Raw genomic sequence first — 13,821 nt, 5'->3', positions numbered from 1 at the left:
CTTCAATAAGCGATGATTAACCATTAGGATCGATATTCGGATGCACACACCACGCATCCGTTTGGTCAAATCCGGGGACAAAACGGCAGCCTGCAAGGCCTTTTGATTTGAACAGAATCGAACGACACAAAAACGGGCGACATTATCACATGAGCGTCTGGCCGAGATGGCTGGCAGCGGTGATTGTTGCCGTCGGGTTCCTTGCAGCGGCGGCAACCGGCGCCAGCGCCGAGACACGTTCGCTGAAGCTCTATCATCTCCACACGCATGAAAAGGCGGAGATCGTCTACAAGCGCAATGGCCGCTACGACCAGGCGGGCTTGCGAAAGATCAACATCATCCTGCGCGACTGGCGTCGTAACGAGCCGACCAAGATGGATCCGCGCCTGCTGGACCTGGTCTGGGAGGCTTATCGGGAGAGCGGCGCAACCGACTACATCCAGGTCGTTTGCGGCTATCGTTCGCCGTCGACGAATTCGATGCTGCGCAGCCGCAGCAGGGGCGTCGCCGAGAAGAGTCAGCACATGCTCGGCAGGGCGATGGATTTCTACATTCCCGGCGTGCCGCTGAAGAAGCTGCGCGACATCGGTCTCAGAATGCAGGGCGGCGGCGTCGGCTACTATCCCAGCTCCGGCTCGCCCTTCGTGCATATGGATGTCGGCAATGTGCGCCACTGGCCCGGCATCAGCCGCCAGGAACTGGCGCGCGTGTTCCCCAACGGCAAGACGCTGCATGTGCCGAGCGACGGCAAGCCGCTGCCTGGCTATCAACAGGCGCTCGCCTCCTACAAGGCCCGCAAGGGCGCCGGCGCGCCGGCCATCGAACTGGCCAGCGCAAGCGGCGGTGGCAAAAAATCCCGCGGTTTCCTGGCGGCCTTCTTCGGCGGCGGCGACGACGAGGCGGACGACAGCGCCGATGTGGCGATGGCCGAGCCAGCGCCAAAGCCTCGCAACGTGAAGCCGGCGCCGGCCGCCAAGAGCAACAACCTGCCTGGCATCGCCATCGTGGCGCCTCAGGATGCCAAGCGCGCCGCGATTCCGGAAGTCGCCGATGCTCCGGCGCCTGCGCCCGAACCGGAGAATGACACGCCGGAGACGATCATCGCGGCATTGCCGGCGCGCAGCATCCCGCTGCCTGATTTTGCTCCGCGCCCGAAGGCCGACATCGGCGCCCAACCGCCTGAAAACATTCCGTTCGGGGTGGCGGACGCGACTGGGTCCACCGAACAGGCGGTGGCAACCGCGCAGGCCCCGGCAAGTGTTCCTTTTGGCTCGGCGGCACCGTCCGCTGTCGCCGATCCGGTGCAGGTCGCGGCCAACAACATTCCCGTGCCGAGTTGGCGGCCCGATCATTCGCTGACGGCCGATCTTACGCCAGCCGCTGCTGCGCCGGCCGATTTTGCGCCGCAGGACAAGCAAGTGTTGCTGGCGCTGGCGAGTGCGACCGAGCGGAGCAACACCGCCACCGACGCATTCTCGGTATTGCCGTCGGCGCGGCCCGACAGTTCCCAGCCCGACGAGGTCAAGGCCGTTCTGGAGCGGGTCAGCGCGACCGACAAATACCAGGTCGCTTCGCTTTCCGAGCAAGCATCGGTGTTCGAGGAACCGGCGAGCGACGATGGCGCATCGCCGCGCGAGGCTATCGTTGCCCGCCCGGCCGGTTCCGATCCGGCTTCCGTCATCGGTGCGGGCGTGAAGACCACACGCAAGGAACCCAGGCCCACCGCCCACGACCTGAAACCTGGCCCCAAGCCGGTGGTGGTCGCTGCCGCGCCGCAGGCTGCCCGTTGGGCGCTGCACAGCGGCGAGTATGTCGCAAGCGTTTCAGATGCCACAACGGCGCCGCGCTACGCCTACGACTTCGTCCGCACGGCGCCGAGTGAGGTCTATACCGTAGGCTTCCAGCCAGGCAACGAGATGGCCGACGCCAATCGGTTCACCGGCAAGGCCGTCAAGTTCATGTCGGTGGCCCGATTCCAGACCAAGTAACGGCTGGGCAAACATCATTAAGGCCGCGCTGGCAACCGCGCGGCGTGTCATCCGTTCCACTGTTGGCACTGGCTTCTATCGCGCTGGGATGCTACCCAACAGGCAGCATTTCTCCCGCTTCGTCTAATGGTAGGACAGCGCCCTTTGAAGGCGTGAATCGTGGTTCGAGCCCATGAGCGGGAACCAGCCGGCGAACCAGATCGGAAGTAGGCCAGATCGGCGGGGGGTTTTTCATGCAGGAGATGCTAGCGCCCGAGCTTGCGCGCCTCGCGTGCCAAGGCTTCGATCTCGTCCCATTTGCCGGCCTTGACCAGATCGTCCGGCGCCACCCAGGAACCGCCGACACAGATGACGTTGGGCAGGCTGAGATAGTCGGCGGCATTCTTGCCGGTGATACCGCCGGTCGGGCAGAATTTCACGTCGGCAAGCGGCGAGGCGAATGCCTTGAGCGAGGCGATGCCGCCCGACTGTTCTGCCGGGAAGAACTTCAGGAAACGCAGGCCGGCTTCGCGAGCGGCCATGACCTCTCCCGGCGTGATGGCGCCGGGCAGCAACGGCACATCGCTGTCCTTGGCTGCCGCGAGAAGCTCGCGGGTGATGCCGGGGCTGACGATGAACTTCGAGCCGGCTGCCGCCGCCTCGCCGAACTGGCGGGCGTCCAAAATGGTGCCGGCGCCGACGACGGCGTCTTCGACCTCGCCCGCCACCCGGCGGATCGCCTCCAGCGCGTCGGCGGTGCGGAGCGTGATCTCAATCGCCGGCAGGCCACCGCGGGCCAGCGCCCGGGCCAGCGGCACCGCGTCGGCGAGATTGGCGATCTTCAGCACTGGGATGACCGGCTGGCCATCGAGGAGCGACAGGAGCTTTTCGGTCGTGCTGGGCATTCGTCGTCTCTCCTCTGTTGATCAATTCGACCGGTTAGCAGAAGGCGGTTTTTCTGTCCACGAAACGCGGCGTGTCGCGATGTCACGCGTGGTGTTCCAAACCGACCGCGGGTAGAACGCTCTCGGCTCTGCCTTGAAACGGCTGTCGTGAGCGTTTAGTGGCTCGGTGATGACACTGTCCAGCCAAGCCTTCCGCGTCGCCGCGCTTTACCGCTTCGCCCGGCTCGACGCCTTCGAGGCACTACGCACGCCGCTCGCCGCCTTCTGCTGTGCACGCGGCATCAAAGGCACGCTGCTTTTGGCGCGTGAGGGCATCAACGGCACGCTCGCCGGCAGTGAAGCGGCAATCGCCGCGCTCATCAATCATCTCGAATCCATCGAAGGTCTCGCCGGCCTCGAGATCAAATACAGCAGCACCGCAGCGATGCCGTTCCACCGCATGAAGGTGCGGCTGAAGCGCGAGATCGTCACCATGGGCGTGGACAATATCGATCCGGCGGCAGGTGCAGGCACCTATGTTGCACCGGCCGACTGGAACGCATTGATCTCAGATACAGGCACCATCGTCATCGACACGCGCAACGCCTACGAGGTGTCGCTCGGCACCTTCAAGGGCGCTGTCGATCCCGCCACCGCCAGCTTCCGCGAATTCCCGGCCTGGGTCGAGCAGCATCGCGACGAGCTCGACGGGCGCAAGGTCGCCATGTTCTGCACCGGTGGCATACGCTGCGAAAAGGCGACGGCCTACGTGAAGTCGCTCGGCTTCGGGGATGTGTTCCACCTCAAGGGCGGCATTCTGAAGTATCTCGAAGACGTGCCCGCCGAACAAAGCCTCTGGCAAGGCGAATGCTTCGTCTTCGACGAGCGCGTTTCGGTATCGCACGGGCTGGTCGAAGGCGACGCGGAACTCTGCCGGGCGTGCCGGCATCCGCTGACAGCAGAAGACCGGCTGTCGCCGAAATACGCCGCCGGCGTTTCATGCCCGCATTGCTTCGATGCCCGCTCGGACGAAGATCGCGCCCGCTACGCCGAGCGCCAGCGCCAGGTCGAGCTGGCGCAAGCGCGCGGCGATCGCCACATCGGAAGTTAGCTTCACGTTAAGCGACCTTCACATTACGCGACAGAGAAGCGGTCGATGACCCACAGCCATGTCCCGTCGCTCTGCCGGCGCGCGATCTCGGTGGTGATCGTGCCATCGGGAAGCCGGGTCGAGGTGAGCGCCAGGTCGCCATTGATGACAGCCGGGCGCTGATCTCCGGACTGAAATTTTCGGCCGGTTGCGGTGATCTTCGCGAACAGCGCCCGTATGGCTTCGCGGCCGAACGTCAGTTGTCCGCTACCGCTGTCGATGACGGCATGCGGCTCAAAAAGCGCTGCCATGCCGTCGATGTCTCCGACCCACTGCCGCGAAATCAGCAGACGCTCCAGTTGTTGGGGATCGCGTGCCGGCTCGCGGTCTGTCTCATCGGTCATGCTAAGCTCCTCCCAAGGGACATGCCGCGACATTCCTCGAAGTCGAGGCTGGTTTCGACACGTCCAATGTCTGCAGCGCCGCGTGTTTTTTGGCGCCGAAGGAGGCTGCAGCAGTTTGATTTCCGCGTGAAATTCCAGCAGACGTCGGTTCGAGGTCATGCGCGGCAGCGGGCAAAAGGATGCACCCCGTCATTGTAATGTCAAACTGCGGGACCTAGGTCTTCGACGTGCAAACCTGCCCGCGCACCTTCGGCCGGGCCAATTCTGGAGGCATAGATGTTCGATCCCAAGAAGCTCCTCGACGATCTGCTCGGCTCGCAACTTCCCGGCACCGGATCGACCGTCCGCGACAAGGCCGGACAGGCGGTGCAGATGGCCAAGGACAATCCGCTTGCCGCCGGTGCGCTGGCTGCGGTGCTGCTCGGAACCGGCCCAGGCCGTCAGGTCACCGGTGCGGCGGTGAAGCTTGGTGGGTTGGCTGCGATCGGTGGCCTCGCCTACAAGGCCTACCAGAACTACAAGAATGGCAATGCGCCGGCCGAGACGCAAGCTGCCGGCGAACCGGAATTGCTGCCGCCGCCGGCCGATACCGCCTTCCATCCGTCGCAGGCGCCGCAGGGCGAAGACGAATTCACGCTGACGCTGGTCAGGGCGATGATCTCGGCGGCGAAGGCCGACGGCCATGTCGATGATGAAGAGCGGCAGAAGATCGCCGGCAAGCTCAGCCTCGCCGGCATCGGCGCCGAAGCGGAGAAATTCCTGATGTCGGAACTGGAGGCGCCGCTCGATCTGGATGTGCTGATCGCCGGCGCCAAGACCGATGCGCAAAAGCTGGAGCTCTACACCGCCTCGCGTCTTGCCATAGATCCGGACACGCGCGCCGAACGCGGCTATCTCGACCTGCTTGCCGGCCGCCTCGGCCTGCCGGACGCGCTGGTCGATCATGTCGAGGCGACGGTGACGGCGGCGAAGGTACCGGCGGCAGGCAGCACCGCCAAGCCGGTGGCCGGTTCGCGTTGGTAGCTTGAGGGAAGAGCCGCGAAGCCCGGCGCTATTCGCGTTAGCTTCTCGTTAACCGAGGAAGCGCATCATTTTAGCCAGTCGGATCGGCTTTCCTCCTCCCAAGCCCGGTTCGGATCAGGGGCGGTCGCCAATGGCCGCCCTTTTTGCGAGCACAGCCTTCAGGCCGGCTTGCCATGGTTCCCGTCATTTGCGATGGCTCATCTCTTCCAGGGAGTACAGCCATGACCGACTACAAAACCGCCATCGTTACCGGCGCCGGCACGGGAATCGGCAAAGGCGTCGCCACGGCACTGCTCAAGGCCGGCTGGAATACGGTGTTCTGCGGCCGCCGCAAGCCGATGCTGGAGGAAGCAATCGCTGCGGCCGGTCCGTCACAGGCCAAGGCATTGGCAGTTGCTTGCGACATCAGCAAGGCCGATCAGGTCGACGATCTGTTCGAGACGGTGGCGGCGGCTTTCGGGCGCGTCGACCTGCTCTTCAACAACGCCGGCACGAGCTACAAATCGACATTGATCGACGACATCCCGGTCGAAGTGTGGGACGAAATCGTCGGGGTCAATCTCACCGGCTCGTTCCTGTGTGCTCGCGCCGCCTTCGGCGCCATGCGCAGGCAGCAGCCGATGGGCGGTCGCATCATCAACAACGGCTCGGTATCGGCCTATGCGCCACGGCCGGGCTCGGTGCCCTATACGGCGACCAAGCACGCTATAACCGGGCTGACCAAAACGCTGGCGCTGGACGGCAGGCCCTTCGACATCGCGTGCGGTCAGATCGACATCGGCAACGCGCTGACGGAGATGGCGCAAGCGATGACGGTCGGCGTGCCGCAAGCCAACGGCACCATCGCTGCCGAAGCGGTGATGGATGTCGAACGCGTCGCCGATGCCGTCCTCCACATGGCCAGCCTGCCGCTCGACGCCAACGTGCTGTTCATGACCGTGATGGCAACCAAGATGCCGTTTGTCGGGCGAGGGTAGTCGCAGTCCGGTCTAGGGCTGCGCGGCCGGAAGCGGCACACCGGGAAGATACAGCGAAATCGGGCGGATTTCGTAGACGGCGGTCGGATTGACGCGGCGAAGGTCGCGCGCAATTTCGATCGCGGCGTCACGGCTGGCGCAGTCGACGACATAGAGCCCCAACAATTGCTCCTTGGTCTCGGCGAAGGGGCCGTCAATAACCATTCCGGCGCCTGGCCCGCGCAAGGTGCAGGCGTCTTGTGTCGCGCCGAGCCGCGCCGCCGGCCCAAGGGTGCCTTCCCGGTAAAGCCGATCGTTGATCTGGAGCAGGTCGGTCATCAGCGCCGCATCCTCCTCCCGCGTCAGCGCCGCAATTGCTTCTTCCTCATGATAGGCAAGGATGGCATAAAACATCCGATGTCACCTTTCTTCAGCCGTGTACCTGTCCTCACTTCGCCAGGAACGCTTCGATCCGTTCCAGCGCGCGCAGGATGTTCTCCTCGGAATTGGCATAGGACAGCCTGACATAGCCCTCGCCGAGAATGCCGAAATCGGGCCCGCCGATCAGCGCCACGCCGGCATCCTCGAGCAGCGCCGAGGCGAGCTTCTTGGCCTTCCAGCCGGTTTTGGAAACATTGGGGAAGGCATAGAAAGCGCCTTTCGGCGTGATGCAGGAAACGCCGGGCAAGGCATTCAGGCCTTCGACCACGACCTTCCTGCGGCGGTCGAAGGCGCGCATCATTTTGTCGACGTCGTCCTGCGGGCCGTCGATGGCCGCGATGCCGGCGTACTGGCTCGGCGCGTTGACGCAGGACCAGCAATTAACCGCCAGCTTGCGCACCTTGTCGTAGAGATGCGCGCCCTTGTCGCCATTCGGCCAGATCGACCAGCCCATGCGCCAGCCGGTCATCGCCCAGGTCTTCGACCAGCCGTTGAGCACGATCAGCCGGTCACGGATTTCGGGGAAGGCGAGCAGCGAACAATGCGTCTCGCCGTCATAGGTCATCACGTCGTAGATCTCGTCGGAGAGGATGGCGACGTCCGGGTGCGCTTCCAGCCCCTTGACGAGCTTCTCGATTTCGGCTCGCGGCGTGACGCCGCCGGTCGGATTGGCCGGCGAGTTGAGGATCAGCAGCCTGGTCTTCGGTGTGATCAGCGCCAGCGTCTCCTCGGCGGAAAAGGCAAAGCCGTTCTCCTCGCGCATCGGCACCGGGATGGGGGCAGCACCAGTGAACTCGATCATCGAGCGGTAGATCGGAAAGCCGGGATCGGGATAGAGGATCTCGGCGCCCGGCTCGCCGAACATCAGGATCGCCGCGAACATGGTCGGCTTGCCGCCGGGCAGGATCATCACCGCCTCGGGCGAGACTTCGACGCCGGTGGTAGCCAGCGTGCGGCGCACCACCGCCTCGCGCGTCGCCAACAGGCCATTGGCCGGCGTATAGCCGTGATGGCCGTCGCGCAGCGCCTTGATCGCGGCCTCGACGATGTGCTGCGGCGTCTTGAAGTCGGGCTGGCCGATGCCGAGATTGACGATGTCGCGGCCTTGATGGGCAAGTGCGGTGGCACGCGCCAGCACCGCGAAGGCATTTTCCTCGCCGAGGCGGTCGAAGGCCGAAATCGTGTGGAGCATTTTTCCCGTCCGTGTGGTTCTTTCAGCGAGCGTGCGTTTTTGTGAGCGTCCTTTCGCAAAAGTCAAACGGATTGGAGCTTCGGGTGTCGGAAAACCTCAAGAATTGGCAGCCGCGTCCGCGGCCGGAACGCAAGGTGCTGGAGGGGCGCTATGTCGGGCTGGAGCCGCTCAATGCCGAAAAACACGGCGATGGCCTGTTCGAGGCATCGGCAGTGCCCGATGTCGACGGCCGCTTTGCCTGGCTGCCAGACTACCCGCCGGAAACCCGCGCCGCCTTCCAGCCGTGGTTGGACAAGGCAGAAGCCAGCGAGGACCCGCTGTTCTTCACGGTCATCGACAAGGCCAGCGGCAAGGTCGCCGGACGCCAGACGCTGATGCGTATCGACCCTGCCTATGGCGTGATCGAGATCGGCAACATCTATTGGGGTCCGCTGATCTCGCGAAAGCCGGCGGCGACGGAAGCACAGTTCCTGTTCATGAAATACATCTTCGACGAACTCGGCTATCGCCGCTATGAATGGAAATGCAACAATCGCAACGAGCCGTCGAAGCGCGCGGCGGAACGTTTCGGCTTCAAGTTCGAAGGCATTTTCCGTCAGCATCTTGTGGTCAAGGGCGAAAACCGCGATACCGCGTGGTATTCGATCATCGACAAGGAATGGCCTGATCTGCGCAGAGCCTATGAGGCGTGGCTCGCTCCGGCCAATTTCGACAGCGACGGCCAGCAGAAGCGGCGGCTCGAGGATTTCCGCGCCGAGTTCGGGGTGTAGCAGGAGCTCATAAATGGCGCATACCCACGACCATGATGCGCAGGGGCATGACCAAAGTCACGGCGCCGGGCATGTGCATGGCTCGACCGACAAGAAGCGCGTGCTGATCGCGGCCTGCCTGACCGCCGGCTTCATGGTCGTGGAAGCGCTCGGTGGCCTGCTGACGGGCTCGCTGGCGCTGCTGGCGGATGCCGGCCACATGCTCGCCGATTGCATCGCGCTCGGCCTTGCCTGGTATGCTTTTCATCTTGCCAGTCGGCCGGCAACCGTTCGCCTCACCTACGGTTTTGGCCGGGTCAAAACCCTGGTCGCCTACACCAACGGCATCGCCATCTTCGCCATTGCGCTGTGGATCGTCTACGAGGCATGGGGCCGCCTGCAAGCACCGGCCCCGGTGCTCGGCGGGCCGATGCTGGTCGTTGCGATCGCCGGCCTGCTGGTCAACATCGGCTCCTTCTTCGTGCTGCATGGCGGCGATCGTGGCAGCCTGAACATGCGTGGCGCCATCCTGCACGTGCTCGGTGACCTGCTCGGCTCGGCAGCGGCGATCGTTGCGGCGCTGGTGATCCTGGCGACGGGCTGGACGCCCATCGATCCCATCCTGTCGGTCCTTGTCGCGCTGCTGATCCTGTCCACGGCCTGGTCGCTGATGCGCGAAGCCGCCCACGTCCTGCTCGAAGGCGTACCGGCAAGCCTCGACCGCGACCTGATCGCCAAGGACATAGAAGGCGCGGTCAAGGGCGTGCGCGAGGTGCACCACATGCATGTCTGGTCGATCGACGGCTCCAGCAATATGGCGACGTTGCACGCCTGCCTGGATGAAGGCGTCGATTCGCATATGGCGGTCAGCGCGATCAAGAAGCGGCTTGCGGCAGAGCATGGCATAGCCCATGCCACCGTCGAACCGGAATTCGGCCAATGTGCCGACAGCCATGACGGCCGTCATGAGCATGAAGGCGAGCACGACGATGCGCATGATGCGGCACCGCATCGCGGCCACTATCACTGACTCGGGAGTTCTTCGTATTGGCAACGATCAACATGAACCCCCGCCTCCCTGGGGCCGCCTGATGGATCGCGATACCCGCAATGCGGCGATCGGCGCCGCCTGGGTTTTGCTGCTGTTCGGCATCGCAGCCTATTATCTTCCAACCGTGATGCTGGCGGTCGGCAAAGTCTCGACCGTTCTTGCCGGCATCGTCGCCGCGGTCTTCATGGTGGCGATTTTCGTCGTGTTCTGGTTGCGTAGCCGCAGCCAGCGCAAAAAGGATCATTGATATGCGCATTCTGATCACCGGCGCGGCAGGCATGGTCGGCCGCAAACTCATCGCCCGGCTGGCCAAGGACGGGACGCTCAGCGGCCGCAAGATCGCCGCGCTCGACCTTCACGACATCGTGCCGCCACAAGCGCCGGTCCTCGAAGGTGTCAGCATTACCCTCCACACCGGCGACCTTGCAGCACCAGGCGCGACGGCAAATCTGGTCGCGTCGCGCCCCGACGTGATCTTCCATCTCGCCGGCGTCGTGTCGGGTGAAGCGGAGGCGAATTTCGATCTCGGCTATCGCGTCAATCTCGACGGCACCAGGGCGCTGTTCGATGCCATAAGGCTGGCGGGGTTTGCGCCGCGCGTCGTCTTCACCTCGTCGATCGCCGTGTTCGGCGCCCCATTCCCGGATGTCATCCCGGACGAGTTCCATCCGACGCCGCTGACCTCCTACGGCACGCAGAAGCTGATCGGCGAGGCGCTGCTTGCCGACTACACGCGGCGCGGCTTCTTCGACGGCATCGGCATCAGGCTGCCGACCATCTGCGTCAGGCCCGGAAAGCCGAACAAGGCGGCCTCAGGCTTCTTTTCCGGCATCATCCGCGAACCGTTGAGCGGCCATGAAGCGATCCTGCCGGTGCCGCGCTCGGTGGTGCACACACACGCCAGCCCGCGCTCGGCGGTCAATTTCTTGATCCATGCCGCCCAGATCGACGGCGCTGCCGTCGGCCCGCGCCGCAATCTGACGATGCCGGGCGTCGCCGTCAGTGTCGGCGAGCAGATCGAAGCGCTGGAACGTGTCGCCGGCGCCAAGGCGGTGAAACTGATCCGCGAGGAGCCCGACGAGACGATCTGGGCGATCGTCAAAGGCTGGCCGACACGCTTCGAGGCGCGACGCTCGATGGAACTTGGCTTTGCCGCCGAAACGAGCTTCGACGACATCATCCGCGTCTACGTCGAGGACGAGTTGGGCGGCAAGATCTCTATTTAAAGCGCCCGATCGGACGCAACGAGGGTCAGGCGCCGGTCAGGCTGGCCGACAGCAGCAGCAGGCCGAACAGGAAGACGAAGGCGGCGCCGCCGATCTCGACGAAGGAATGGATGCGGTTGCCCATGCGGCCGTCGCCGGCGAAGTACACCGCCCAGTTCTTGGCCGTCACCGCAAGCGTCGCCAAGGCCGAAACCGTGATCGCCGTGCCGAGCGCCATGGCCAGCACCGAAAGGATGCCCCCGAACCATAGGCCATTCAGCAAGGCGAAGCTCAGCACGATCAGCGCGCCGGAGCAGGGACGGATGCCGACGGCAGCGACAGCCGACCAGGCGGTGCGCCAGTCGAAACGGTCGCCGGAAAGCAGCGCCGGGTCGGGCGCATGCGAATGTCCGCAGGTGTCGCAGACCTCGCCGACCGCATGGTGATGGTCGTGCGCAGCATGAGCATGGTGTTGGTCGTGGGCGCCGTGGTCATGGGAATCATGATCATGCGAATGGTCGTGATCGTCATGCGCATTAAGCGCGTGGGAATGCGTCGCGTGCGCTGAATGTGAATGGCCGGCATGCGAATGGCCGGCGTGGCCGGCGTGGGCGGCCGAGAGGCTGTAGCCGGGATTTGCGCCGAACAGGCGCAGGATCGCCGGGCCGGCCTTGCGCCACAGAAGCCAGGCGCCGAACAGGGTGACGAAGACATAGCTCATGATTTCGAGGAACCATGCGGCGTCAGTCATCGAGACAGCGGTGCCGCGCAGCACGAAATAGGCGAGCAGCATCACCACGATCGCGGTCAGCGCCTGCAGCAGGGCCGAGACGAAGGACAGCATGATGCCGCGCCGGAGCGCGACTTCATTGGCCACCATGTAAGACGAGATCACCGCCTTGCCGTGGCCGGGGCCGGCAGCGTGGAAAATGCCATAGGCAAAGGACAGGCCGATGAGCAGCCACAGCTTGCTTCCGTCCTGGCGCATCGCCTTCATCGCGCCGGCAAGCGCATGATAGAATTCCTGCTGGCGCAGATTGATCCACATCAGGATGTGGGCAAACGGGCCGGTGGTTGGGGCCATCCCGTCATTGGTGCCGATGCCGAGCGAACTCTGGGCGTGGGCGGAGCCGAGGAAGTGCGTCATCACCAGGGTGGCGGCCAGAAGGCCGAATGCCAAACGCAGGGACGGTTTCGTCACTGGATCTATCCTTCCGGCTGACAGGTCAGCTCAAGCTTGGTGGCAAAGATCTTGCTCATGTCGGTGCCCGTCGGATCATTGAAGAAAGCGTCGGTCAGGGTCTTCTGGTTCTCGGCGATCGCCTCGTCCGGGTTTGGGCGGACGACCTTGCTGGTGCAGGTCGAGGGCAAGCCATCGACCTGCAGATTGGCATCCTCGGTGAAATCGATCGCGGTGTAGAAGGTCGGGTCGTAGACGCCGATATCGATCTTGCCGCTGAGCTTGATCGGCGTCTTCGGTTCGGATTCGAACAGGATGATGAGCTGGTCGTTGTCGAAATTGGCCATCAAATGCGGCGGCGGGTTCATCGCCACGTCCTTGCCATCGACGGTGACAAGCTGGAAGTAATTGAACTCCGCCAGCGAAGCATGGACGGTGTCGGCGACTTCCTTCAGCTCCTTGTCGTCGAGCTTCAGGTCGGAATTCTTGTCGAATTCCATCATCACCGTGCTCGAAAACAAATCGTCGAAGCGCCAGAGATGGCGCAATGCCTTCACAGTTTGGTGATCCGGGCTGAGGACCACTTCGAGGCGGGCCTCGGCGAAGACGTGGGGATGCACCTCAGCCGGTCCGACGGCGGCAAATGTCCCCGCCAAGGCCGAAGCCAGCATGATTGCTTGCCGTTTCAGGTGCATTCTCGGTCGTGATTCCATCGGCTTCGGTGAATGCCGACAGTTACCACAAAGGGGGCGAAAATGGGACCGGAAGGCGGCTGAAGCTCATGCGCTCCCCAGTGCCTTGAACCACTGCACCAGGAAGTCGACGAAAACGCGAACCTTTGCAGGCAGATAGCGCCGGTGCGGATAGACGGCAAAAATGCCGCCGCCGGGCAGGATGCGGTCATCCAGCACCGTCACCAGCTTGCCGCTTTCAATGTCGGGCGCGGCGATGAAATCCGGCAGGATGGAAAACCCCAATCCCGCCACCGCGGCGGCCCTCGCCGCCATCGGGCTGTTGACCTCGATCGGGCCGGACACCGAAACACTCACCGTATCGCCACTGTCGCCCTTGAACGGCCAGTTGGTCAGCCAGCGGCCATTGGTGTCGATGATGCAGGGCACGCGGCCAAGGTCCTGCGGCCGCACCGGCATACGGTGTTTGGCGATCAGTTCGGGAGATGCGCAGAGCCGCACCGAAAACGGCGCCAGCCGTCTCGCAATCAGTGAGGAATTTTCCAGCCGCGAAATGCGCACTGCCAGATCGAAGCCCTCCTCGACCAGATCGACGAAACGGTCGTCGAGATGAATGTCGAGCACGATGTCGGGATGCTGCTTGGCGAAGTCGATCAGCGATTGGCCGATCGGCGCGTCGGCAAAGGTGCGCGGCGCCGACAGCTTGATCCTGCCGCGCACGTCGCCGGAGGATTCGCGCACCGCATCGGCAAGGCTGTCGACCTCGCGCACAATCTCCGAGGCGCGCCGGTAATAGGTGTGGCCGGCCTCGGTCATCGAGAACTGCCTGGTCGTTCGATTGAGCAGCAGCGCACCGAGCTCGTCCTCCAGCTCGCGCACATATTTCGACAGCAGCGCCTTGGAGCGGCCGATCTTGCGTGCCGCCGCCGAAAAGCCTTCGGCCTCGACCACGTCGATGAAGGCGCGCATGCGGGTCAGCGTATCCAT

15 protein-coding genes and 1 tRNA gene are annotated in these 13,821 nt (G+C 63.9%); 9 read left to right on the top strand and 7 right to left on the bottom strand.

Annotation, left to right across the window (positions count from 1 at the left end):
- Positions 1 to 149: 149 nt before the first annotated feature.
- Positions 150 to 1,988, top strand: a complete 1,839-nt coding sequence (mepK, locus tag NKJ94_RS09840; RefSeq protein ID WP_352524596.1) for a peptidoglycan L,D-endopeptidase MepK — start codon at positions 150 to 152, stop codon at positions 1,986 to 1,988.
- Between the two features lie 112 nt (positions 1,989 to 2,100).
- Positions 2,101 to 2,174, top strand: a tRNA-Gln gene (locus tag NKJ94_RS09835).
- A gap of 59 nt (positions 2,175 to 2,233) precedes the next feature.
- Here NKJ94_RS09835 and NKJ94_RS09830 read toward each other — a convergent pair.
- Entirely contained in the window at positions 2,234 to 2,872 is a 639-nt protein-coding gene (locus NKJ94_RS09830; RefSeq protein ID WP_352524594.1) for a 2-dehydro-3-deoxy-phosphogluconate aldolase, read from the bottom strand.
- A gap of 169 nt (positions 2,873 to 3,041) precedes the next feature.
- On the opposite strand from NKJ94_RS09830, the gene trhO reads away from it, so the two are divergent.
- A complete protein-coding gene (gene trhO / locus NKJ94_RS09825) occupies positions 3,042 to 3,962 on the top strand; it encodes an oxygen-dependent tRNA uridine(34) hydroxylase TrhO (RefSeq protein WP_352524592.1) in 921 nt (306 codons plus the stop codon).
- Positions 3,963 to 3,985: 23 nt separating this feature from the next.
- Here trhO and NKJ94_RS09820 read toward each other — a convergent pair whose 3' ends face one another.
- On the bottom strand, positions 3,986 to 4,345 hold the full coding sequence (locus NKJ94_RS09820) for a YybH family protein (protein WP_352524590.1): 360 nt from the start codon (positions 4,343 to 4,345) through the stop codon (positions 3,986 to 3,988).
- Positions 4,346 to 4,621: 276 nt separating this feature from the next.
- On the opposite strand from NKJ94_RS09820, the gene NKJ94_RS09815 reads away from it, so the two are divergent.
- Positions 4,622 to 5,368, top strand: coding sequence for a tellurite resistance TerB family protein (locus NKJ94_RS09815; RefSeq protein WP_352524589.1), 747 nt, complete (start codon positions 4,622 to 4,624; stop codon positions 5,366 to 5,368).
- A 221-nt stretch (positions 5,369 to 5,589) separates the two neighbouring features.
- A complete protein-coding gene (locus tag NKJ94_RS09810; protein WP_352524587.1) occupies positions 5,590 to 6,345 on the top strand; it encodes an SDR family oxidoreductase in 756 nt (251 codons plus the stop codon).
- A gap of 12 nt (positions 6,346 to 6,357) precedes the next feature.
- On the opposite strand, the gene NKJ94_RS09805 is transcribed toward NKJ94_RS09810, so the two are convergent.
- A complete protein-coding gene (locus NKJ94_RS09805; protein ID WP_352524585.1) occupies positions 6,358 to 6,738 on the bottom strand; it encodes a YciI family protein in 381 nt (126 codons plus the stop codon).
- A 34-nt stretch (positions 6,739 to 6,772) separates the two neighbouring features.
- Complete coding sequence (locus NKJ94_RS09800) at positions 6,773 to 7,957, bottom strand: pyridoxal phosphate-dependent aminotransferase (protein WP_352524583.1); 1,185 nt, start codon at positions 7,955 to 7,957, stop codon at positions 6,773 to 6,775.
- An 83-nt stretch (positions 7,958 to 8,040) separates the two neighbouring features.
- Between NKJ94_RS09800 and NKJ94_RS09795 the strand changes: the two genes are divergently transcribed.
- The 4 genes from NKJ94_RS09795 (at position 8,041) to denD (ending at position 10,983) form a co-directional block, all read left to right on the top strand.
- A complete protein-coding gene (locus NKJ94_RS09795) occupies positions 8,041 to 8,727 on the top strand; it encodes a GNAT family N-acetyltransferase (protein WP_352524581.1) in 687 nt (228 codons plus the stop codon).
- 13 nt (positions 8,728 to 8,740) lie between these two features.
- Positions 8,741 to 9,736: a cation diffusion facilitator family transporter gene (locus NKJ94_RS09790; protein WP_352524580.1), complete on the top strand. Its 996-nt coding sequence runs from the start codon at positions 8,741 to 8,743 to the stop codon at positions 9,734 to 9,736.
- Positions 9,737 to 9,797: 61 nt separating this feature from the next.
- The gene (locus tag NKJ94_RS09785; protein ID WP_352524703.1) at positions 9,798 to 10,004 is read left to right on the top strand and encodes a hypothetical protein; all 207 of its coding nucleotides are present in this window, start codon (positions 9,798 to 9,800) and stop codon (positions 10,002 to 10,004) included.
- Position 10,005: 1 nt separating this feature from the next.
- Positions 10,006 to 10,983 carry a D-erythronate dehydrogenase gene (gene denD, locus NKJ94_RS09780; RefSeq protein ID WP_352524578.1) on the top strand — a complete coding sequence of 326 codons (978 nt, stop codon included), beginning with the start codon at positions 10,006 to 10,008 and terminating at the stop codon, positions 10,981 to 10,983.
- Between the two features lie 25 nt (positions 10,984 to 11,008).
- Here denD and NKJ94_RS09775 read toward each other — a convergent pair whose 3' ends face one another.
- The 3 genes from NKJ94_RS09775 to NKJ94_RS09765 all read right to left on the bottom strand — a co-directional run bounded on the left by NKJ94_RS09775 (position 11,009) and on the right by NKJ94_RS09765 (position 13,821).
- Positions 11,009 to 12,172, bottom strand: a complete 1,164-nt coding sequence (locus tag NKJ94_RS09775) for a nickel/cobalt transporter (protein WP_352524702.1) — start codon at positions 12,170 to 12,172, stop codon at positions 11,009 to 11,011.
- The gene (locus NKJ94_RS09770; RefSeq protein WP_352524577.1) at positions 12,169 to 12,837 is read right to left on the bottom strand and encodes a DUF1007 family protein; all 669 of its coding nucleotides are present in this window, start codon (positions 12,835 to 12,837) and stop codon (positions 12,169 to 12,171) included. Before NKJ94_RS09770 ends, NKJ94_RS09775 begins: the two co-directional genes overlap by 4 nt.
- A gap of 84 nt (positions 12,838 to 12,921) precedes the next feature.
- Positions 12,922 to 13,821, bottom strand: a complete 900-nt coding sequence (locus NKJ94_RS09765; protein WP_352524575.1) for a LysR family transcriptional regulator — start codon at positions 13,819 to 13,821, stop codon at positions 12,922 to 12,924.

The sequence above is a fragment of the Mesorhizobium sp. M0060 genome (assembly GCF_040323155.1).
Lineage (GTDB): Bacteria > Pseudomonadota > Alphaproteobacteria > Rhizobiales > Rhizobiaceae > Mesorhizobium.
Note: the sequence above shows the minus strand (reverse complement) of the source record. Positions and strands in the feature narration are given on the sequence as shown.

Coding starts and splice junctions, on each gene's coding strand:
- mepK (WP_352524596.1), top strand. CDS start 150: ATGAGCGTCTGGCCGAGATGGCTGGCAGCGGTGATTGTTGCCGTCGGG.
- NKJ94_RS09830 (WP_352524594.1), bottom strand. CDS start 2,872: ATGCCCAGCACGACCGAAAAGCTCCTGTCGCTCCTCGATGGCCAGCCG.
- trhO (WP_352524592.1), top strand. CDS start 3,042: ATGACACTGTCCAGCCAAGCCTTCCGCGTCGCCGCGCTTTACCGCTTC.
- NKJ94_RS09820 (WP_352524590.1), bottom strand. CDS start 4,345: ATGACCGATGAGACAGACCGCGAGCCGGCACGCGATCCCCAACAACTG.
- NKJ94_RS09815 (WP_352524589.1), top strand. CDS start 4,622: ATGTTCGATCCCAAGAAGCTCCTCGACGATCTGCTCGGCTCGCAACTT.
- NKJ94_RS09810 (WP_352524587.1), top strand. CDS start 5,590: ATGACCGACTACAAAACCGCCATCGTTACCGGCGCCGGCACGGGAATC.
- NKJ94_RS09805 (WP_352524585.1), bottom strand. CDS start 6,738: ATGTTTTATGCCATCCTTGCCTATCATGAGGAAGAAGCAATTGCGGCG.
- NKJ94_RS09800 (WP_352524583.1), bottom strand. CDS start 7,957: ATGCTCCACACGATTTCGGCCTTCGACCGCCTCGGCGAGGAAAATGCC.
- NKJ94_RS09790 (WP_352524580.1), top strand. CDS start 8,741: ATGGCGCATACCCACGACCATGATGCGCAGGGGCATGACCAAAGTCAC.
- NKJ94_RS09785 (WP_352524703.1), top strand. CDS start 9,798: ATGGATCGCGATACCCGCAATGCGGCGATCGGCGCCGCCTGGGTTTTG.
- denD (WP_352524578.1), top strand. CDS start 10,006: ATGCGCATTCTGATCACCGGCGCGGCAGGCATGGTCGGCCGCAAACTC.
- NKJ94_RS09770 (WP_352524577.1), bottom strand. CDS start 12,837: ATGCACCTGAAACGGCAAGCAATCATGCTGGCTTCGGCCTTGGCGGGG.
- NKJ94_RS09765 (WP_352524575.1), bottom strand. CDS start 13,821: ATGGATACGCTGACCCGCATGCGCGCCTTCATCGACGTGGTCGAGGCC.